Below are 21,171 nucleotides of genomic sequence, written 5' to 3'. Positions count from 1 at the left end.
GCAGGGTAAAGATTGACCTGCGATGAATCTGCGTGGTTTTCAGCTTCATGATGACCAACTTGTTCAGGGTAGATTGGAGCCTGACGGCGGTGGTGCGGAAGGACGGGCGTTAAGTGCGGAAGCGCTAATGCCAACATCTGCAATGGTTTTGTCCGGCGTTCCCAGCGGCGGCACTTCCTTGCCGCCAACGGTGACGCGAAGCGCCTGTGGCCGTCCCGTCAGAATCAACGGATTTTTGGCGTCGGCGGGTACGGAATAGCTTTCGCCTGCCGCCATTTCCTTTTCGAACAATCGCTTGCCGCCTTCTTCATAGATGCGCAGCCAGACCGTATCGGTTGCGGTCAGGACGACCTCGCCCGATGGCGTGGCGGGCGGCATTGGAACCGACACCGCGCCAGGGCGTGCCGGTGCAGGCGCGGGGGCTTCAATTACAGCAGTTTGCGCGATTTCCTCGTCGGTGGGCGCAGTGAAATACTGGGTGCGCCAGATGCCATAACCGACCGCCAGTATCAGAGCCAGCACGATAGCGGTCCAGGCGAGGTAACGAGGTGGGACGCGCGCGGGATCGGCGGGTTCAAACGCCTCATAACGCGACCCCGTCATGGCGTCCTGAGCCTCCAGCTCGGCCCGAACTTCCCGCGCGATCTGCACTTCGTCCAGTCCGACGGCCCTGGCGTAAGCACGGGAGAAACCGATACAATAGGTGCTGCCGGGTAGTGCGGCATAATCGCCGGTTTCCAGCGCCTTCAACAAACGCAGAGGAACACGCGTGCGCGCTGCCACATCCTCCAGCTCCAGTTTCATGGCTTGGCGGCCCATGCGCAGCTTGTCACCTGGTCCGTGAATGTTCAGTTCTTCCTGAGAAATTTCTTCTTCCGCAGCCATTACCATCTCCTGGACCGGCGATGCGTGACGCCCCGGCGCTTTCTCACATTGCCGGGCAATGCATGTCAACTTGGTGGATGGTATTTATTTCGGATTGATGCTCATGGCGCAGAAGTTAATTAAGTTCGACTTTCCGGTCAGTTGCCCATCGCGCCAACGCGTCGCGAATATCGCTTCGGCCGCTTGTCAGCAAAGCCGCCATTTCCACCTGCAACGGCTTTACTTCCAATGAACGGATCATGGCTTTGACCGGGCCAACCGACGCCGGTGTAATGGACAGCCGCTTGATCCCCAGTCCGAGCAGCGCCATGGCTTCCAACGTGCGGCCACCCATTTCGCCACACACCCCGACCGGGACATCATATTCGCGGCAGGCAATCACGACGCGGTTAAGGAAGCGCAAAATAGCGATGCTGAGCCAGTCATAGCGTTCCGCCAACTTGGGGTGTGCGCGATCGGCCGCAAACAGGAACTGCGTCAGATCATTCGTGCCTACCGACAGGAAATCGAGCTTGGGCAGCAGAATATCGAGTACCTCTGCCAATGCGGGAACTTCCAGCATCGCGCCGTAGCGGATCTTGGTCGGTATTTTTTTCTTCTGTTTCATCAGCCATGCACGCTGGGCCTCGAACAATGTCCTGGCGGCGTCGAATTCCCATGGTTCGGAAATGAGCGGGAACATGACGTGGAGCGTTCGCCCCGCCGCCGCTTCCAACAGTGCACGGGCCTGGGCTTTCATCAGGCCATCGCGCTCAAGGGCAAGGCGTAGCGCGCGCCAGCCCATTGCGGGATTATCTTCCTGACTTTCGTGGTCCTGGCGCATATAGGGCAGCGCCTTGTCTCCGCCGATGTCGACGGTGCGAAAGATGACTGGGCGTTCTCCCGCCGCGTCCAGTACATCCCTGTACAGCCTTTGTTGACGTTCGCGCTGGGGCAAGGTGGCAGAAACCAGGAACTGGAATTCGGTACGGAAAAGACCAATGCCATCCGCGCCGGTTACATCGAGCGCCGCGACATCATCACGAAGCCCAGCGTTCACCATCAGCTCGATCCGTTCGCCATCCAGCGTTTGCGATGGCAGGTCGCGCATTGCGGTAAAGGCGGCGCGGCGTTTCTGGGTGAAGGCGAGCTTGGTCTCGAACACCTCGTCCATCGCCGGTGTCGGCCGGATGAACAGCCGGTTTTCATTGACGTCGATCAGCAGCAGATCACCCTCGTTGACCAGATGCCGGATATCGCGGACACGGCCAAGGACCGGCACGCCCATCGCACGCGCAACAATGGTGACATGAGCCGTCAGCGACCCTTCCTCCAAAATCACGCCCTTTAACCGACGGCGGTCATATTCCAGCAATTCTGCCGGGCCAAGGTTGCGGGCGATCAAAATGGCATCCTGTCGCAGACCCAATTGTGCCGCAGTGCCCATTTGGCCCGACACTGTACGGATCAGGCGGTTGGCCAGATCCTCCAGATCGTGCATCCGTTCGGCAAGCAATGGGTCGTCGATCTGGCGCATGCGCATTCGGGTGCGTTGCTGCACGCGCTCGATGGCTGCCTCAGCGGTCAGGCCGCTGTCGATTGCTTCATTGATGCGTCTGGCCCAGCCTTCGTCATAGGCGAACATCTTGTAGGTTTCGAGCACCTCCTCATGTTCGCCATCGACTCCGAATTCGGACTGGCCCGCCATCCGCTCGATCTGCTCTCGCATCTTGGCAAAGGCGGAATAAACGCGTTGACGCTCTACCTCGATGTCTTCCGCGACAGTATGTTCAATGGTGACGCGCGGCTGGTGGAACACGGCATGGCCGCGCGCCATACCCATGACGAGTTGCAGACCCGATAATATGGTGGGAGAGGTGTCCTGCACCCGGGTATGCGCTGGACCTTCGTCGATCAGGCCAGCATTGGAGATGAGTTCGGCCAACACCATCGCCACCGTTTGAAGCGCCTCGATCTCAACTTCATCATAGCGGCGCGGTTCAACATGTTGGACCGCCAGCACGCCGACCGATTGTTCCCGCCGGACGATGGGAACGCCCGCGAAGCTGTGGAACAGTTCCTCGCCCGTTTCGGGGTTGTGCACGAAATCGGGATGGCTGGTTGCTTCATCCAGGTTCAGCGTTTCGATATTCTTGGCGATCGTGCCGACAAGGCCCTGACCCAGCGCCAGCTTTGTGACGTGCACGGCGTCTTGTTTGAGGCCTTGTGTCGCGTAGAGTTCCAGAAGCCCGTCCCGGAGCAGGTAGATCGAGCATACCTCGCTCGAAAGCTGTTCGGCAATGATCGCCACGACCTTGTTGAGCTTGCTTTGCGCATTGGTGCGCGACGCCATCACATCGTGCAGGCGATTGAGGATTTCCCGTGCTGATGCGGCGGCTGTAGTGGTCATGATCCATCGCTATCAGAAAGCCGTACGGGTTTCCAATGGGGATGACGGCTATTTGCCATGAATCAGGCTCATCCCTCCATTACAGGCATTCAGCCTGCCCGCTTTTCCAATGCCGCGACCGCTTCCTCCATCAGCGTGGCAATGATTTGTGCGACGGGTTCTTCGCCCTTTACCATGCCGACAGATTGGCCCGCCATGAGCGACCCGCCATCAATATCGCCGTCGATGACTGCGCGGCGAAGCGCACCTGCCCAATAATGCTCGATTTGAAGCTGTGCTTCGCCCATTTCGATTTCGCCTGCGTCGAGCCGGGCGGCCACTTCGCGTTGCTTGGCGGTAAAAGCTTCAGTGCTGTTGTTCTTGAGTGCGCGTACCGGAATGACGGGCAGGCGGGGATCGACCTGCACGCTTGCCACGGCGTCGCGCGCCGATGCCCGTATAAACGCCTTTTTGAAATTGGGGTGGGCGATCGATTCATGCGCGCAGACAAAACGCGTGCCAAGCTGGACACCCGAGGCGCCCATTTCCAGATAGCCGGCAATTGCGCCGCCGCGGGCTATGCCGCCCGCAACAAAGACCGGCAATTCATGCGCCAGTTCGGGCAGAATTTCCTGTGCCAGCACGGAGGTTGCGACAGGGCCGATATGACCGCCGGCCTCCATGCCCTCGATCACCAGCGCATCAACGCCGGACCGGACGAGCTTCTTCGCCAGCGAAAGCGCCGGTGCGAAGCAGATGACCTTTGCGCCCATCTCCTTGATCGCCTCTATGCTGCCCTTGGGCGGCAGACCGCCAGCAAGAACGACATGGCCGACTTCATGCTTCGCGCAAACTGCGATCAGGTCAAAAAGCTGTGGGTGCATGGTGATCAGGTTGACGCCGAAGGGCTTTGCCGTGAGCTTTTTCGTCTCGGCAATTTCGGTGTCCAGGAGGTCAGGCGTCATTGCGCCACAAGCAATCACGCCAAAGCCGCCCGCATTACTGATCGCGGACACGAGGTTGCGTTCGGAAACCCAGCTCATCGCACCGCACATGACGGCGACGTCGCAACCCAGAAATTCCGTACCACGCGCCATCAGGCGATGGAGCTTGTCTTTTGCCATCGGTTTCAAGCTGCCACGTCGGCGTCCAGCCCATAAGCAGTGTGCAGCACACGCACGGCAAGTTCGGTCTCATCCTCATCGATCAGGACGCTGACCTTGATTTCGCTGGTGGAGATCGCTTCGATATTGATGCCGCGATCGGCCAGCGTCTTGAACATGGTGGCGGCAACGCCCGCATGGCTCTTCATGCCGACGCCGACCACGGAAATCTTGGCGACTTCGGCGTCCGTTATGATGCGATTGAAGCCGATTGTGCTCTTGTTGCGTTCCAACAGATCCACGCTGCGGGCCAGATCGGTGCGTGGTACAGTGAAGGTCACGTCGGTCTCACCCTTTTCGCGGCCGACATTCTGGATAATCATGTCGACGTTGATAGCCGCGTCGGCCAGCGGTCCGAATATGTGCGCAACGGCGCCGGGCCGGTCTGGTACGCGGGTCAGTATGATCTTTGCCTCGTTCTTGTCATGGGCGATGCCGGTGATGAGCTGCCGTTCCATATCGCTTCCTTCAATTTCTTCTTCGCTGACGATCAATGTACCGGGAAGATCGTCCTGATCCGGGTCCTCGAAAGAGGAAAGCACCTGAATGCGCACCCCTTCCTTCATGGCAAGGCCGACCGAGCGGGTTTGGAGGACTTTCGCCCCCACACTCGCCAGTTCCAGCATTTCCTCGTATGTTACCTTGTCCAGTTTGCGTGCACGCGCAACAATACGCGGGTCGGTGGTATAGACGCCATCAACATCGGTATAGATATCGCACCGATCGGCCTTTACCGCCGCCGCAACCGCAACGGCGGATGTATCCGATCCGCCCCGGCCCAGCGTCGCAATGCGGCCATCCTCCATCATTCCCTGGAAACCGGGAATGACCGCGACCTGTCCTGCCGCCATTGCCTTGTTCAATGCCGCGGTTTCGAAACTTTCGATCCGCGCCTTGGCATGGGTGTCGACGGTACGAATCGGCAATTGCCAGCCCAGCCAGCTTCGCGCATCCACGCCCATTGATTTCAAGGTCATGGCCAACAGGCCGCTTGTCACCTGTTCGCCGCTGGCGACGACGACGTCATATTCCGCCGGGTCATACAGGGAGCTCGCTTCGCGGCAGAAGCCCACCAGGCGGTCGGTTTCGCCCGCCATGGCAGACACGACCACGGCGACTTCATTGCCCTGTTCGACGACATGCTTGACGCGCGATGCGACATTGCGGATTCGTTCCATGCCCGCCATCGACGTGCCACCAAATTTCATTACTATGCGCGCCATGATTTGCGCCTTATTCCCGTCTGTTGCAGAGATGCCCCGGCGCGGGGCGCGCCCCTATTAGCACTGAGAGAAATTATGGCAAGCAAGGCCGCAACCACGATCAAGCCCGACGAAGCCGCGCATTTCGGCAAGTTGGCCGCTGACTGGTGGAATCCCAAGGGGAGCAGTGCGATGCTGCACAAGCTCAACCCTGTGCGCCTGCGCTATGTGCGGGAGGCAATTGATGCGCATTGGCGCGGCGATGCGCGCCTGATGCGCCCGCTTGAGGGCAAGCGCGTGCTGGATGTGGGATGCGGCGCGGGCTTGCTCAGCGAACCGTTGGCGCGGATGGGCGCGCAGGTCATAGCGATTGATGCGGCCCCGGAAAATATCGCTGTCGCTGTCGCGCATGCCGAAAAACAGGGGCTGGCTATCGACTATCGTGTCTGCGGTATCGAAAAGCTGGGTGAGAATGGCTTCGATCTGGTCACTTCGATGGAGGTGATAGAGCATGTTGCCGACCCGCAGGCTTTCGTCGATGGATTGGCTCGGGCTTTGGCGCCCAGCGGGCTCATGATCTTGTCGACGCCGAACAGAACGGCCCTGTCGCGCCTTGCCATGATTACGCTGGGCGAGGGACTGGGACAAATTCCGAAGGGCACGCATGACTGGCACAGCTTTCTGACGCCCGACGAACTGGAGGAAATGCTCGGCAAGGCAGGGCTGGAGGTGACGGATATACGCGGTCTGTCATTCAGCATTGGCGATGGTTTTACCCTCTGTGACAACAAGGCGCTCAATTATTTGATGAGCGTTCGCAAGGCGCGGGGCGATCATCAAGCGCCATAACCGACACACATGGCTCTTACGCAATGGAACACCCGGCCCCCTTTGATGGTTGTTCCGTGTTTCCGGTCCTTTCCGTGTTGATATGAAGGCATTTTGTCCGGGTGGACGCATTGAACCGGGAAAATGGGATCGGCGTGTTATGAAAGCACGTTTGTGATTCAATCGGGTCCTATGATGCTCTACGCCGACAACAGGACAATGAATCCGACAATGGCGGTGGGAGGCGTGGATGGATATGTTCTTGTTGGGCGCCGGGCTGGTTTATCTGTTGCTTCAGCTCACAAGCCTGATCCTGCTGCGCGGAAGATGGCGTATGGCCGCCTGGATATGTGCCGCTGCCATGGCGCTTGCAATCATTATCGGATTGCTGGGCGGCTATGGCGGATCAAACATGGCCTCGTTATGGATCGTCATCGCCATGCCGATACTGGCGGTGGTGCTGGCTGTTTTGCTGGTAGTGCGGGGCATTATGAAACTGGCGGAATGACATCGCTTTCGCCGTCAGCCCTTATCCCGCCGGTTGTTGCAACCTTCGCGCAACGGGCGTGATTGGCACCAGTTCGAAGACATCCAGCCGTGATTCCTGCCGCGGGGAAGGAATGACGATGCGCCACTGGAACGCCCCGACACGTTCGACATAGCCGGCAAGGTCGCGTTCCGGATCATCGCCATAGGCGGGCGGTTCCTTCTCTTCGCCCAATTCCATTGCGCCCAGAAAAACCTGGCGATCATCGCGCTCGGGCCAGATCCGTCCGGCAGGACGCTGCGACCCAGTCTGCTTGACGATCCAGAGCCTGTCCGCTTCTGCCTCTATATGGCAAAAGAAGCTTTTGTAGGCCATGAAATCCACGCCCTTTTCGCCATCGGGATGACCAAGTTTGATGACACGACATTCATAAGGACCGGGCGGCGGCGCGGCACGGGGCAAGGCTGCGCCTGGTTCCAGCAATGCTCCTTCCGCTTCGATAGCCTTGATGAAACCGGCATCACGCGCCTGACTTAACCCTTCCTTCCAGGCAGTGTCGAGGCCGTTGAGCCGTGCCATGTCGGCTGGGGAAATTACAGTGCGCCAATCCGCGATAGGATCGACCTCAACCACGTCCACGTTGGCCGATGCGGTTTCCGGTTCAGCCTGCCCGACGACTGTGGTGCAGGCGGACAGGGTCATCGCCAGCGTCATCGCCGCCGCGATTGAACGGGTCATATGCATCGTGTCAGATCCTTCTTGCTGTCCCCGGAAAGGGCCGGCTGAATGTTAAGAAAGGATGGACATCAAATATTAACAAATAGTTAATGTTGCTGCGGCGCAGCAATGAGAAAATAGTGATAAGTCACGAGGAATAAAAGGAAAATTGTTACGGTAGCGACCTGGCGTTCGCGGCGCGCGATGAATGGAAATCTCCATTCATCGCGCGCGCCGTTGGCCAAAACGCGTTAGCGGCAACGCAACTCGCCCCGGTCGATGGCCCTACCCAGGAGTGCCCCGCCTGCCCCGCCCAGGATGGTTCCTACGGTGCGATCACGCCCGGTATCCAGTTCCCTGCCCAGCAAGGCGCCAACTGCTCCGCCGATAATCAGCCCAGTCGTGCCATTATTGCGGCGACAATGATAGCGCCCATCGCGCCCGCGCCAGATACGATCGCCCCGATGAAGCCGTTGCGGTTCATAATAACGGCCACGGTCGTCATACATACGATGCTTCGCTCGCGCACCATGTGCGGGCGCCCATGGCGGCGGATCGGCCAGTGCGGGTGCTGCCGGTAACGCCAATGCAGCAAGAGCAGCCGCGATAATAGCTTTTCGCATGATCATTCTCCTGTAATCATTCCGCAACTTCAACGGTGCACGCACCATCAAAGTTGCATGAACCGGAAACTACATCTGGTGCATGAACGATACATTGCCGAAATCCAGGCGGGAGTTGGCCGGTTATTATTCCGCGGCCACCACCTCTGCCTTGTCGCTCAGCCTATGGGGCAGGCGATTGATCATTTCCTTGGGGCAAACCTGCCAGAAATCATTTTTGCGGCGATCCCAGTCATGCAGGATAGCCCCCGACCATTTGCTGTCAGTGGCGGCATGATGCTCCTCTATGAGGTCTTTAAGAACGCCCTCCCAATGCGCGCTGTCCAATCGCTGCCAGACGATGCTTTCGGGGTTGGCGTGCCGATCAAAACTGCCGTCGGTGTCGAGCACGAATGCCATGCCGCCGGTCATGCCCGCACCGAAATTGCTGCCCGTCCGGCCCAGAATGACAGCCGTGCCGCCGGTCATATATTCGCAGCCGTTTGCTCCGCAGCCTTCGACCACCACCTGCGCGCCCGAGTTGCGCACGGCAAAGCGTTCGCCCGCTTGCCCTGCAGCAAACAGCTTGCCTGCCGTTGCGCCATAAAGGACTGTGTTGCCGAGGATGGTATTGTGCTGGCTTTCAAGCGGACTCGACACCATTGGACGGACCGAAATGATGCCGCCCGACAGGCCCTTGCCCACATAGTCGTTGGCATCGCCAAACACTTCCAGCCGGATGCCCTTGCACAGAAACGCTCCCAGTGACTGGCCCGCACTGCCGCGCAGCCGCACCTGAATATGGCCATCGGCCAGTGCCGACATGCCGAACTTTTCAGTAACCAGTGCTGAAAGCCGCGTGCCAACGGCGCGATGCGTATTGCGCACCGTATAGGTTAGCTGCATCTTTTCGCCGCGTTCGAACACCGCCTTGGCATCGGCGATCATCTGTGCATCAAGGCTGTCTGGCACTTCATTACGGAAGGTATTGAGGCTGAAGCGGCGTTCGGCCGCCGAAGCATCGACCTTGGCCAGGATCGGGTTAAGGTCCAGATCGTCGAGATGTTCCGCGCCACGGCTCACCTGCTTCAGCAGTTCGGTGCGCCCGACAATATCGTCAAGGCTACGGAAGCCAAGCCGGGCCAGGATTTCGCGTACTTCCTCTGCAATGAAAGTCATCAGGTTAATGACCTTTTCCGGTGTGCCGGTGAACTTGTCGCGCAGTCGCTGATCCTGCACGCAGACACCCACGGGGCAGGTGTTGCTATGGCATTGGCGCACCATGATGCAGCCCATGGCGACAAGTGAGAGGGTGCCGATACCGAACTCTTCCGCGCCGAGGATGGCGGCGATGACAATATCGCGTCCGGTTTTCAACCCGCCATCGGTGCGCAGCTTCACCCTGTGGCGCAGACCATTGAGGGTCAGGACCTGATTAACCTCGGAAAGACCCATTTCCCACGGCGTTCCGGCATATTTGACGGACGTTTGCGGTGATGCGCCGGTGCCGCCGACATGGCCGGAGACAAGGATGACGTCGGCATGGGCTTTCGCCACGCCCGCCGCCACCGTGCCAATGCCAGCCTGACTCACCAGTTTCACGCACACCCGTGCGCGCGGGTTGATCTGCTTCAGGTCATAGATGAGCTGCGCCAGATCCTCGATCGAATAGATGTCATGGTGCGGCGGGGGCGAAATCAGGGTCACGCCCGGCGTCGAATGGCGAAGCTTCGCAATGAACTCCGTCACTTTAAAGCCGGGAAGTTGTCCGCCCTCGCCGGGCTTGGCGCCCTGCGCCACCTTGATCTCGATCTCTTCGCACGCGCTCAGATATTCGGAAGTGACGCCAAAACGGCCCGACGCGATCTGCTTGACGCCTGAATTTGCGTTGTCGCCATTGGCATAAGGCGTGTAGCGAATTTTGTCCTCGCCGCCTTCGCCGGATACAGCCTTGGCGCCGATGCGATTCATGGCGATGGCGAGCGTTTCATGTGCCTCGGGCGACAATGCGCCCAGCGACATGCCGGGCGTCACGAACCGCTTACGGATTTCCGTAATGGCTTCGACCTCGTCGATCAGGATCGATTCCTGCGCGTAGTTGAATTCCAGCAAGTCGCGCAGATAAACGGGCGGCATGTCCCGCACGCCGCGCGAAAATTGCAGATAGGTCGAATAGCTGTCGGTGCCGACAGCCGTCTGCAACAGGTGCATGAGCTGCGCCGAATAGGCATGCGTCTCACCGCCCGCGCGCTGGCGGTAGAAACCACCGATGGGCAGGTTGACGACCGCACTGTCATAGGCGTCATCATGGCGCATCTTCGCGTTGACGTGCAGAGAGGCATAACCTTCGCCCGAAATCTTTGACGGCATGCCGGGGAAGAGATCGTTGACGAGGGCGCGGGAAAGACCCACCGCTTCGAAATTATAACCGCCGCGATAGCTGGAAATGACGGCGATGCCCATTTTCGACATGATCTTGAGCAGGCCTTCGTTGATCGCCGTGCGGTGTCGTTCGAGGCAGGTCGCATAGTCCATGTCGCCGAACAGGCCGCGCGCATGGCGATCCGCGATGCAGGCTTCGGCGAGATAGGCGTTCACGGTGGTCGCACCAACGCCGATCAGCACCGCATAATAATGGGTGTCGAGGCATTCGGCCGAACGCACGTTGATCGAGGCATAGCTGCGCAGTCCCTTGCGCACCAGATGCGTGTGTACGGCGGCGGCGGCAAGAATCATCGCCATGCCGACGCGGTCCTCGCCAACATTTTCGTCGCTGAGGAATATTTCGGTATGGCCTTCGCGTACCGCTTTTTCCGCTTCTTCACGGATACGGGTGATGGCGGCGCGCAGCTGCTCTGGCCCGCTTTCGGCAGGGTAGGTACAATCGATCTCCGCGACAGCATCACCGAAATAGGCCTTCAGCCGCAGCCAGTCAGCGCAGGTCAGCACAGGGCTGTCCAACACCAGCACGCCTTCATTCTTGCTGCGATCCTCCAGGATGTTGGCAAGATTGGCAAAGCGCGTGTTAAGGCTCATCACATGCCGTTCGCGCAAGCTGTCGATCGGCGGGTTGGTCACCTGGCTGAAATTCTGGCGGAAGAAATGGCTGATCGTGCGGGGCTTTTCCGAAATCACTGCAAGCGGTGCATCGTCACCCATGGAACCGATGGCTTCTTTCGCATCCTCGACCATGGGAGCGAGGATCAGCTCCATATCCTCCAGCGTCATATTGGCCGCGACCTGGCGGCGGATAAGCTCCGCCTTGTCCCAATGCGGGGTAGCATCCTTCGGGGCAGCAGCGAGATCGGCCATAGTCTTGAAGTTGCCGACCATGCTCGCATACGGGCGCTCGTCCGCAATACGGTCCTTGATCTCCCGGTCGGAATAGACCTCGCCTTCGGCAAGATCGACGGCGATCATCTCTCCGGGGCCAAGGCGGCCTTTGCGGATGACGGTGCTTTCGGGAACGATCACCATGCCGGCCTCTGAACCCACGATCAGCAGATTGTCGGCGGTCTGCGTGTAGCGCAGCGGACGTAAAGCATTGCGATCCATGCCCGCTACGACCCAGCGGCCATCGGTCATCGCCAGCGCGGCGGGACCGTCCCAGGGTTCCATGACGGATGCCAGATACTGGTACATGGAGGCATGACTCTTCGGCAGGTCGCTATTGCCCTGCCATGCTTCGGGAACCAGCATCAGTTTCGCCGTCGGCGCGTCACGTCCGGCGCGGCAAAGCGTTTCGAACACGGCATCCAGCGCGGCGGTATCCGATGCGCCTGCCGGGATCACCGGCTTGATGTCCTCGCTATTGTCGCCAAAGGCGAGGCTGGCCATCTTGATCTCGTGGCTTTTCATCCAGTTCTTGTTGCCCCGGATGGTGTTGATCTCGCCATTATGCGCCAGCGTGCGGAACGGCTGGGCCAGCCACCATTGCGGGAAAGTGTTGGTCGAATAGCGCTGATGAAAGATTGCAACACGGCTTTCGAACCGTTCGTCCTGAAGGTCCGGATAAAAGACCGACAGGGACTCCGCAAGGAACAGGCCCTTGTAGATGATCGAGCGGCAGGAGAGGGAGCAGATATAAAAGTCGTTGATCTGCGCAGCGATGACCTTTTTCTCAATCCTGCGGCGGATGAGGTACAGGTCTTTTTCGAATTCGGTCTGATCCTGTTCCTCCGGCATGGGACCAGCGATCATGATCTGCTCGATCTCGGGCCGGGTGCGTTGCGCCTTTTCACCGATGACGGACACGTCAACGGGCACCTGCCGCCAGCCATAGATGGTATAGCCCGCATCGATGATTTCGGACTCAACGATGGTGCGACAGGTTTCCTGCGCGCTCAAATCCGTGCGGGGTAGAAAGACCATGCCGACGGCCAGGCGGTTGGGCAGGGGCTTGTGGCCGCTGTCGGCAATCGCATCGTCAAAGAAGCGAACAGGCAGATCGACATGAAGGCCCGCGCCGTCGCCGGTCTTGCCGTCCGCATCCACCGCGCCACGATGCCACACGGCCTTCAGCGCGTCGATGGCCGACGCCACCACGCGGCGGCTGGGCTTGCCATCAGTCGCCGCAACGAGGCCGACGCCGCATGCGTCGGATTCGAATTCGGGGCGGTACATGCCTTCGCGGGCGATGCGGAGACGTTCGGTTTCGTTGGTCATAGTCGGACCCTTCTGGTCAAAAACTTCCATTGCCGTTCGTGTCGAGCGAAGTCGAGACACGTTTGGCGTGGTGCGAACGTCCCTCGACTACGCTCGGGACGAACGGGGGAGTGGCTTAGGCGGCCACCCTTTCTTCCCGTTTTTCTCGCGCCTTCGTCTTCAGATATTTGTGCATGTGATCCGTCACATCGCGGCCATCGCGAATGGCCCAGACCACCAGTGATGCGCCGCGCACGATATCGCCTGCCGCGAACACGCCGTCCAATGATGTCATCATCGTGCGGTGATCGACGCGCAGCGTGCCCCAACGGGTTACAGCGAGATCGTCGCAGCCGAACAGCTTGGGCAATTCCTCTGCGTCGAAACCCAGCGCCTTGATGACCAGATCGGCCTCCAGCGTGAATTCAGTGCCCGGATCGGCTTCGGGCGCGCGGCGGCCGCTGGCGTCGGCTGCACCCAGACGCATTTTAGTCGCCTTGACGCCGGTGACATGCTTCGTGCCTTCAAAAGCGATGGGCGCGGAAAGCCAGACAAACTCAACGCCTTCTTCTTCTGCATGCGCCACCTCGCGTTGCGATCCGGGCATATTCTCCCGATCGCGGCGATAGAGGCACTTCACCGATTTGGCGCCTTGGCGGATGGCGGTGCGGACACAATCCATCGCCGTATCACCGCCACCGATGACCACCACATTCTTGCCCTTGGCATTCAGACTGCCGTCCTCGAACAGGGGTACCGCATCGCCAAAGCCGACCCGGTTGGATGCGGTCAGATAATCGAGAGCCTTCACCACGCCGCCAGTGCCGACACCGGGCGCCTTGATATCGCGGGATTTGTAGACGCCCGTTGCAATCAGGATCGCATCATGGCGTTCGCGGAGTTCATCCATCGTGGCATCGCGGCCAATCTCGAAATTTTCGTGAAAGACGATCCCGCCTTCCGCAAGCCGTTCGACACGGCGCATGACGATGTGCTTTTCAAGTTTGAAGCCCGGAATGCCATACGTCAGTAGCCCGCCCATCCGGTCATGCCGGTCATAGACATGCACTTCATAACCGGCCTTGCGCAGATATTCCGCGGTAGAGAGACCGGCGGGGCCAGCGCCGATGACGCCGATCGACTGGCCGCGATCCGCGCCCGGCACCAGTGGTTCGACCCAGCCTTCATTCCAGGCGGTGTCGGTAATGTATTTTTCGACCGCGCCGATGGTGACTGCGCCATGGCCCGAAAATTCGATCACGCAATTGCCCTCGCATAGCCGGTCCTGCGGGCAGATGCGGCCGCAGATTTCGGGCATAGTGGAGGTCGCATTGCTTAATTCATAAGCTTCGCGCAACCGCCCCTCGGCGGTCAGGCGCAGCCAGTCGGGAATATGATTGTGCAGCGGGCAATGCGTTGAACAATAGGGCACACCGCATTGCGAACAGCGCGCAGACTGCTCCTCCGCCTTTTCAAGCGCATAGTCGCGCGTGATTTCGTTGAAATCGCCCGCGCGCTCACCCGCAGCGCGTTTTTCGGGATAAGCCTGCCCGGTTCCGACAAATTTCAACATGGGATCGTTGGCCATTATCGCTTCTTACTCCATTGATTGCGGGCGCCTATAACGTGAAAAGCCGCAGGAGTCACGGAGAAATTGCATTTTAGGACAATGTAACTGACCTTAGTGCGGCAAAATCATGCGCATCTCTGAACAAATCGTTCATGTTGCCCAGAATAAAAGGGCCGATACGGAACTATTTGGCTAAAAGCCAGACCAGGGCGATGCTTCCCGCCACGATTCGGTACCAGGCGAAAGGCGCAAAACCGTACTTGCTGACGACGCCGATGAACCATTTGATGACAATCAGCGCCACAACAAAAGACACGACAAAGCCGATGGCAATCGCCGCCCAGTCGTCTGCTCCCAGAGATCCGCCACTTTTCAACAAATCATAGCCTGATGCCGCCAACATCGTCGGCACGGCGAGGAAAAAACTGAATTCCGCCGCGGTCTTGCGCTCCACGCCCAGACTCAACGCGCCCATAATGGTCGCGCCTGACCGGCTGACTCCGGGAATCATCGACAGACACTGGATGATACCAACACCCAGCGCGGTTTTCCACCCCATGCCTTCGACCATGAATGTGCGGGGTTCCTTCACCATGCGTTCGATGATGAGGATTGCGATTCCGCCCACAATCAGTGCGACGGCGACGATGATGGGGCTTTCCAGCATCGCCTTTACCGCCTTGTAGATGATGAGGCCGATGACAGCGGAGGGCAGAAAACCAAGCGCAATATTGCGGGTGAAGGCGATGGCCGCGGGATTGGCCCCGCCAAGGCCGATCAAAACCTGCCAGAACCGTTTCCAGTAGAGCACCACTACAGCCAGAATCGCGCCCAGTTGGATGACGATTTCAAACGTCCCGGATGTCTGGCTCTCGAATCCCAGCAGTTCACCGGCAAGCACCAGATGTCCGGTCGAAGATACCGGAATGAACTCGGTCAATCCCTCGACAATGCCCAAAAGGATGACCGTCAGTATATCGGAACCCATTCAAATATCCTTGAATCCGTTGATCCAGCCGTTGTTCAATACGAACGGAATGGGTGTCAGGCCGAAATCCGCGAACCGAAGCGGCCATGTTTGCGATACTGGACCAGCCAGGCGGGAGCGACGGCGGAAAGGGGCGTCGGCTGGATGCCAAAGGCGGAAAGTCCCTTTGCGCCGGGTGAAACGACATTGTCGCTTTGCAACATCTTCCACTGGTCTGTGGTGATCGGCGCACAGGGGAGCCAACCCGTCAGGCTGGCGATCAGACCGGCGACGCCGCCCGGAATGCTCAGAAAGCCGGGGTCGCGTCCCGTCGCCTTGGCGATCCAGCTGTTGATCTCTGCCATGGTCATGACCTGCGGCCCGCCAAGTTCAAAGGTCTTGCCGCCATATTTGCCCGGCTCCACGGCGGCGAGGGCAATCGCCTTGCCTGCGTCGGTGGCATAAACCGGCTGAAACTTCGTGTTCGCGCCAATGACAGGCACGAGCGGCGACATGCGGATCATCTTGGCGAAGCGGTTGATGAACTGGTCTTCGGGACCAAAGATAATCGAGGGGCGAATGATCGTCGCGGCGGGAAAAGCAGCCTTGACCGCCGCTTCTCCTTCTCCCTTGCTGCGTCCATAGGCGGACTGGCCCTTGGTATCCGCACCGATTGCGGAGATATGGACGAGCGCAGCAACGCCCGCATCGGCGGCGGCTTTCGCCACATTGGCTGCGCCCTCGACATGAACTGCGTGAAAGTCGCCTTTCAATATGCCGATCAGGTTAATGACGACATCCGCATCCTGCACCGCCCGGGACACCGATGCGGGACGCCTGATGTCAGCCGCAATAAACTGCGTCTGGCCAAGCCCGCCAAGCGGCTTGATATGCAAGGCATTGCTGGGATCGCGCTCCGCCACGCGCACGCGGGCGCCCCGCGCCAGCAGTTCCTGTGCCACGTAGCGACCCAAAAAGCCGCCACCGCCAAAGATCGTTACCAGCTTGTCCTGCATGTCTGCCACGCGCTCCTCAGCATTTGCCCGATTGGGTCGAAAACTTCCCTTGCATCAGGAGTAACGATTTTGACAACCACTTTGCCGCGAACATTATCAAAATTTCGGACAAACGCTGATTGACAAGAGGTGCTCCCCCCGCTAATCGCCGCGACCTACCCCGTGCCCAGATGGCGGAATTGGTAGACGCACCAGCTTCAGGTGCTGGCGGTCGCAAGGCCGTGGAGGTTCGAGTCCTCTTCTGGGCACCAGTTTTTTGTTCGCAAATGCCCGCGAATGATTGAAAAACCCACGAAAATATGCTAAAAACGCCGCTGGCTTGACCGGTGATGTCCGCCATTGTTCGTGCGCAATCGCACTGCAATGGGGGCCACTCTGGGGGCCACTGGTAATATGGCGATAAGAAGTGGCCCCCAAGCGATGGCACTAACAGATACGGCAATCCGCCAAGCAAAGCATGGTCCCAAACCCATAAAGCTGTCCGATGAGCGAGGGCTGTTCCTCTTGCTCCAGCCGAGTGGGGGGAAGCTTTGGCGGTTAAAATACCGCATAGCTGGCAAGGAGAAAAAATTATCGCTGGGCACCTATCCTGATGTTTCCCTGAAAGACGCTAGAAAACGACGTGATGAGGCGCGGGCGTCGATAGCGGCTGGAGTCGATCCAGCGGTTGAACGAAAGGCTGAATTGCAGGCCGCCAAGCTGGGCGCTTCCAATACCTTCAAGTCGGTTGCCGATGAATATATTGCCAAGGCTGCGCAAGAAGGCAGAGCAAGCGTTACCATAGGGAAATCGCGCTGGCTGTTATCGCTTATGGAACGCGATATAGGGCAGCGACCCATTGCCGAAATTACGCCTGCGGAACTCCTGAACGCTTTGCGGAAAGTCGAAAGCAAAGGTCATCTGGAAACGGCGCGGCGGATGCGATCTCTGGCAGGGCGGATTTTTCGATATGCTGTAGCGACTTCGCGGGCGTCGAGTGATCCGTCCAGCCTGTTACGCGGTGCGCTGGTGGCCCCCAAAGTGACACACCACAGTGCCGTTCTGGAGCCGAAGGCGGTCGGTGAGTTATTGCGCGCAATAGATGGTTATCAGGGCCAACCGCTTACCTGCATTGCGCTGAAACTTACGCCCCATGTCTTTGTCCGACCGGGCGAATTGCGCCGCGCGGAATGGGATGAATTTGATCTGGATAAGGCTGTCTGGACGATACCAGCCGAAAAAATGAAAATGCGTGATCCGCATGTCGTTCCACTATCGGCGCAAGCGCTGGCTTTGCTCCAGTGTGCCAAAGGTTTGAGCGCCGGACAGCGATATGTTTTTTCTTCCCTCTACCCCGGCAATCGCCCCATGTCAGAAAATACAATCAATGCAGCGCTGCGTCGCATTGGCTATTCTGGGAAGGAAATGACTGCGCACGGCTTCCGTTCGATGGCCAGCACATTGTTGAATGAATCAGGCAAATGGAATCCTGACGCCATTGAGCGGGCGCTGGCCCATAAAGATGGAAATGCAACACGGGGGGCCTACCATCGCGGCAAGCATTGGGAAGAGCGAGTGCAGATGGCGCAATGGTGGAGCGATCATCTGGATACTCTCCGGCAAGGGGGGAAGGTACTGAAATTCAGTGGGGTTTCGACGGCCTAGCTGGACTTTTTTTGATCTTCGCGCAAATGTTGGCGGGTGGATACGAACGCACGCGAACAGATTCGGCTGATTCTTGATCATCTGACGAACAAAAGCCAAACAGCGCTCAACGAGCGTGTAGACCATATCTATTCTCAACATTCTGCAGCTGGGCGGCTCCAGTCCGGTTTTACGGTAAAAGTTGCATTGCGAGCTTTGGAAGCTTCGGGCGAACAGTTACTAAATGCTTGTGTTGATCAAGTCGGTGCCATTGCTAAGAATGTTGAATCGTTCGCGCTGATACACCTCCACCTTGAAAAGCATATTCGGTTTCTGGAACTCAAACTGGCTGATGTGGTGCGAACGAGTGGCCAAGGCAAACATGGCACAGTGACTTCGAGTGTCTCCAGAGAGGCGAAATCAAGGATGGAGGGCATTCGGTCCAACCTCACGCGCCAGATAGACATTCATCGTTTTACATTTAATCAGCCGCTTCATGCTCAATCGTCAGACGTCATTGTAGCGCCGCCATCGGTTTCGGATATTGCGACCCCTGCGAAGAATCCGGGCGGAAAACCCTTAGCCAAGCATTGGGACGCAATGTGGGCGGCAATCGCTTTCAAATTATACGCGGGCGACATTCAGCCAAGTAGCCAGGCAGATATTGAGCGGGCAATGAAGGACTGGTTCGCAGAGAACAATCTGGACATAGGCGATACGGCAATACGCGGTCGTGCGCGTACGCTTTGGACCAAAATTCAAGCAACTGAATAGTTTTCGACCGTTTCCGCCCCTTTGCGTCCGACAAATTCGTTGGCGTCCGTAGATTCGCCCTCGCACCCGCCAGCATGTTGGCGGACAGAAGCGAAGGAGCAATCATGGAACCTATTGCAACATCCATTAACGGGGCCGCCAGGGCGCTTAGCTTGGGCCGCACGTCTATTTACGCGCTGATCAAGGAAGGCAAGCTGGAGGCAGTCAAATCGACCGTCAACGGCACCGTTCGGGAACTGCGAGCATTCTTTCACTGGCTGGCGGACCAGCCGGGATACAAGAAGCGCATCCAATATGCCGACGCCGATTATTTCAACCTGACCGAAAAGGATATGGCCGTGGCCCGCGCGAAGCGGCCCAAGCGGGTGCCGACGCTGGACCAGATGCACCATATTCTGTCCGTCATGCCAGCCGATAGCGATCTGGAGCGCCGCAACCGCGCGCTGATAGCCTGCGCGATGCTAACCGGCGCGCGGGTGGATGCGCTGGCGTCGTTCAAGTTGAAGCATGTCAATTTGGAGCAGGGCAAGGTGTTTCAGGATGCCCGCGACGTGCGAACCAAGTTCAGCAAGACATTTGAGACATGGTTTTTCCCGGTTGGTGGCGATGCTCCTATCGGTTGCTGGAGCATGATAAAAGGCACGGGATTGGAGGGCTGGCCTGAATGGCAATTCTATTGCCTTTGCGCGAAAATAAGTAATCGACGAACAACGCTGGAAAATCTTGGCGATCCGCCCCGGCATCGCTAAGCCGGTCCCCGAAGTGAAGGGGGCAAGATGCAATTGATGACTGAATATAGGCGGCCTGCATGATTGATCCCAGTCTGTTTGCCGCCGGAGCTTTGTTTACCCAGGACTATCTGGTGGAAGGTATTGCCGGAACGGCGCAGTTTCAGGCGGGGGACGTTGCAGCAAAACGCGCTGCCTTGGATAAAATTTTTGCGCGTTTTCCGCATGGCAGCAAACCCAATGAAGCGACAACCGAAGGTGACCTGATCTGGCCAGTTCTGGGGGCGCTGGGCTGGGCAGACTATCTGACTCAGCAAAACTTGTCAGCAATGGGCCGGGTGGACGTTCCCGATGGCCTGCTGTTCATTGATGCGGCAGCCAAGCTGCAAGCCAATACGCATCCTGAAGAGTGGAAGCGTTATGAATTCGGGGCGGCCATCATTGAAAGCAAACGCTGGGGCCGTGCGCTGGACCGGGCGGAGGGCAGAAAGGGCGATGACAAGGATACGCCATCCACTCAATTGCTGCGCTACCTTCGCCGCATAGACGACCTGACCAATGGCAGCTTGCGCTGGGGCCTCCTGACCAACGGGGTCAAGTGGCGGCTTTATTACTCCGGTGCGCGATCGACCATCGATGATTATCTGGAGTTGGACCTTGCCCGGATCATGGGGCTTGATCCAGATTTGCTGGATAGCGGTATCGCCAAGGAAGAACGCGACCATTGGCTGGCAGTATTTGTCGCCATGTTTTCGCGCACCGCGTTTGAGCGACCCACGGCCAACGCCCCCAGTTTCCATGATACCGCGCGCCGCGATGCCGCGTTCTACGAAGAGCGCGTTGCAAAGAATCTGTCTGAACTTGTGTTCAACCGCCTTTACCCGGCGCTGGGCAAGGCGTTGGCAAAGGCAGCCCCAGCCGAAACGCAATTGGACGAAATCAGACAGGCAACACTGATTTTGCTCTATCGCCTGCTCTTTGTGCTCTATGCGGAAGACCGGGGGCTGTTGCCGGTCAAGGACAGTCGCTTTGACGATTACGCCTTGCGCATTGCCCGTCTGGACGTGGGCAGGCGCAAGGATGCAGGAGACATGTTCTCTGCCGTCGCCAAAACCATCTGGAACCGCTTTGCAGACCTTGCCGAGATGATCGACAAGGGCGATCCGTCCGTTGGCCTGCCCCCCTATAATGGTGGCCTGTTCAACGGTCATAATACGCCCTTGCTCAAATCCATTGCCCTTGGCGATGACGTGATGGCCGAGGCGCTGGACATCCTGTCTTTCGAACAGCGGGACGGACAGCGGCGCTACATCAATTATCGTGACCTGTCCGTTCAACAGCTTGGCTCCATCTATGAGCGGCTGCTGGAATTCGAGTTGACCCGCGACGTAGAAACCGGCGCGGTGGACGTTCGCCCCAACATTTTCGCGCGCAAGAATTCGGGCAGCTATTACACGCCGGACGACCTTGTGCTGCTGATCCTGGACGAAACGCTGGAGCCATTGATTGGCGATGCCATGGCTGTCAACGTCGGGGTAAAATTGTGCAAGATTCCGGTGTAAAACTGTACCAGTTGGATTGAACAAAAAGCCTCAGA

General features: G+C 58.4%; 16 protein-coding genes and 1 tRNA gene. 7 read left to right on the top strand and 10 right to left on the bottom strand.

Annotated features, from left to right (window positions below; translation table 11 throughout):
• Positions 1-63: 63 nt before the first annotated feature.
• The 4 genes from L3X40_RS07480 to L3X40_RS07465 all read right to left on the bottom strand — a co-directional run bounded on the left by L3X40_RS07480 (position 64) and on the right by L3X40_RS07465 (position 5,639).
• The gene (locus L3X40_RS07480; protein ID WP_237365075.1) at positions 64-885 is read right to left on the bottom strand and encodes a helix-turn-helix domain-containing protein; all 822 of its coding nucleotides are present in this window, start codon (positions 883-885) and stop codon (positions 64-66) included.
• 115 nt (positions 886-1,000) lie between these two features.
• Positions 1,001-3,274, bottom strand: a complete 2,274-nt coding sequence (gene ptsP / locus L3X40_RS07475; RefSeq protein ID WP_237365074.1) for a phosphoenolpyruvate--protein phosphotransferase — start codon at positions 3,272-3,274, stop codon at positions 1,001-1,003.
• 89 nt (positions 3,275-3,363) lie between these two features.
• Positions 3,364-4,377 (bottom strand): NAD(P)H-dependent flavin oxidoreductase, encoded by a 1,014-nt coding sequence (locus L3X40_RS07470; protein ID WP_237365073.1) that lies wholly within the window; start codon positions 4,375-4,377, stop codon positions 3,364-3,366.
• Positions 4,378-4,382: 5 nt separating this feature from the next.
• A complete protein-coding gene (locus L3X40_RS07465; RefSeq protein ID WP_237365072.1) occupies positions 4,383-5,639 on the bottom strand; it encodes an aspartate kinase in 1,257 nt (418 codons plus the stop codon).
• Positions 5,640-5,714: 75 nt separating this feature from the next.
• Between L3X40_RS07465 and ubiG the strand changes: the two genes are divergently transcribed.
• Both ubiG and L3X40_RS07455 read left to right on the top strand, forming a co-directional pair.
• A complete protein-coding gene (ubiG, locus tag L3X40_RS07460) occupies positions 5,715-6,467 on the top strand; it encodes a bifunctional 2-polyprenyl-6-hydroxyphenol methylase/3-demethylubiquinol 3-O-methyltransferase UbiG (RefSeq protein WP_237365071.1) in 753 nt (250 codons plus the stop codon).
• A 229-nt stretch (positions 6,468-6,696) separates the two neighbouring features.
• A complete protein-coding gene (locus L3X40_RS07455; RefSeq protein WP_237365070.1) occupies positions 6,697-6,954 on the top strand; it encodes a hypothetical protein in 258 nt (85 codons plus the stop codon).
• Positions 6,955-6,975: 21 nt separating this feature from the next.
• On the opposite strand, the gene L3X40_RS07450 is transcribed toward L3X40_RS07455, so the two are convergent.
• From L3X40_RS07450 to L3X40_RS07425, 6 genes are all read right to left on the bottom strand, one after another.
• The gene (locus tag L3X40_RS07450; protein ID WP_237365069.1) at positions 6,976-7,671 is read right to left on the bottom strand and encodes a DUF4893 domain-containing protein; all 696 of its coding nucleotides are present in this window, start codon (positions 7,669-7,671) and stop codon (positions 6,976-6,978) included.
• Positions 7,672-7,901: 230 nt separating this feature from the next.
• Positions 7,902-8,273: a glycine zipper 2TM domain-containing protein gene (locus tag L3X40_RS07445; protein ID WP_237365068.1), complete on the bottom strand. Its 372-nt coding sequence runs from the start codon at positions 8,271-8,273 to the stop codon at positions 7,902-7,904.
• 126 nt (positions 8,274-8,399) lie between these two features.
• A complete protein-coding gene (gene gltB, locus L3X40_RS07440) occupies positions 8,400-12,917 on the bottom strand; it encodes a glutamate synthase large subunit (protein WP_237365067.1) in 4,518 nt (1,505 codons plus the stop codon).
• A 115-nt stretch (positions 12,918-13,032) separates the two neighbouring features.
• Complete coding sequence (locus L3X40_RS07435) at positions 13,033-14,484, bottom strand: NAD(P)-dependent oxidoreductase (RefSeq protein WP_237365066.1); 1,452 nt, start codon at positions 14,482-14,484, stop codon at positions 13,033-13,035.
• A gap of 166 nt (positions 14,485-14,650) precedes the next feature.
• On the bottom strand, positions 14,651-15,454 hold the full coding sequence (locus L3X40_RS07430; RefSeq protein WP_237365065.1) for an undecaprenyl-diphosphate phosphatase: 804 nt from the start codon (positions 15,452-15,454) through the stop codon (positions 14,651-14,653).
• A gap of 56 nt (positions 15,455-15,510) precedes the next feature.
• The gene (locus L3X40_RS07425) at positions 15,511-16,449 is read right to left on the bottom strand and encodes a complex I NDUFA9 subunit family protein (protein ID WP_237365129.1); all 939 of its coding nucleotides are present in this window, start codon (positions 16,447-16,449) and stop codon (positions 15,511-15,513) included.
• Positions 16,450-16,613: 164 nt separating this feature from the next.
• On the opposite strand from L3X40_RS07425, the gene L3X40_RS07420 reads away from it, so the two are divergent.
• From L3X40_RS07420 to L3X40_RS07400, 5 genes are all read left to right on the top strand, one after another.
• Positions 16,614-16,700 (top strand) — tRNA-Leu (locus L3X40_RS07420).
• Positions 16,701-16,869: 169 nt separating this feature from the next.
• Positions 16,870-18,093 (top strand): tyrosine-type recombinase/integrase, encoded by a 1,224-nt coding sequence (locus tag L3X40_RS07415; protein ID WP_237365064.1) that lies wholly within the window; start codon positions 16,870-16,872, stop codon positions 18,091-18,093.
• Between the two features lie 36 nt (positions 18,094-18,129).
• Complete coding sequence (locus L3X40_RS07410) at positions 18,130-18,846, top strand: hypothetical protein (RefSeq protein ID WP_237365063.1); 717 nt, start codon at positions 18,130-18,132, stop codon at positions 18,844-18,846.
• A gap of 104 nt (positions 18,847-18,950) precedes the next feature.
• On the top strand, positions 18,951-19,595 hold the full coding sequence (locus L3X40_RS07405) for a hypothetical protein (protein WP_237365062.1): 645 nt from the start codon (positions 18,951-18,953) through the stop codon (positions 19,593-19,595).
• Between the two features lie 59 nt (positions 19,596-19,654).
• The gene (locus L3X40_RS07400; protein WP_237365061.1) at positions 19,655-21,136 is read left to right on the top strand and encodes a hypothetical protein; all 1,482 of its coding nucleotides are present in this window, start codon (positions 19,655-19,657) and stop codon (positions 21,134-21,136) included.
• The last annotated feature ends 35 nt before the right edge of the window (positions 21,137-21,171 follow it).

The organism is Rhizorhapis sp. SPR117, from assembly GCF_021742065.1.
The sequence above is the reverse complement of the archived record's forward strand: the minus strand, read 5'-3'. Positions and strand labels throughout refer to the sequence as shown.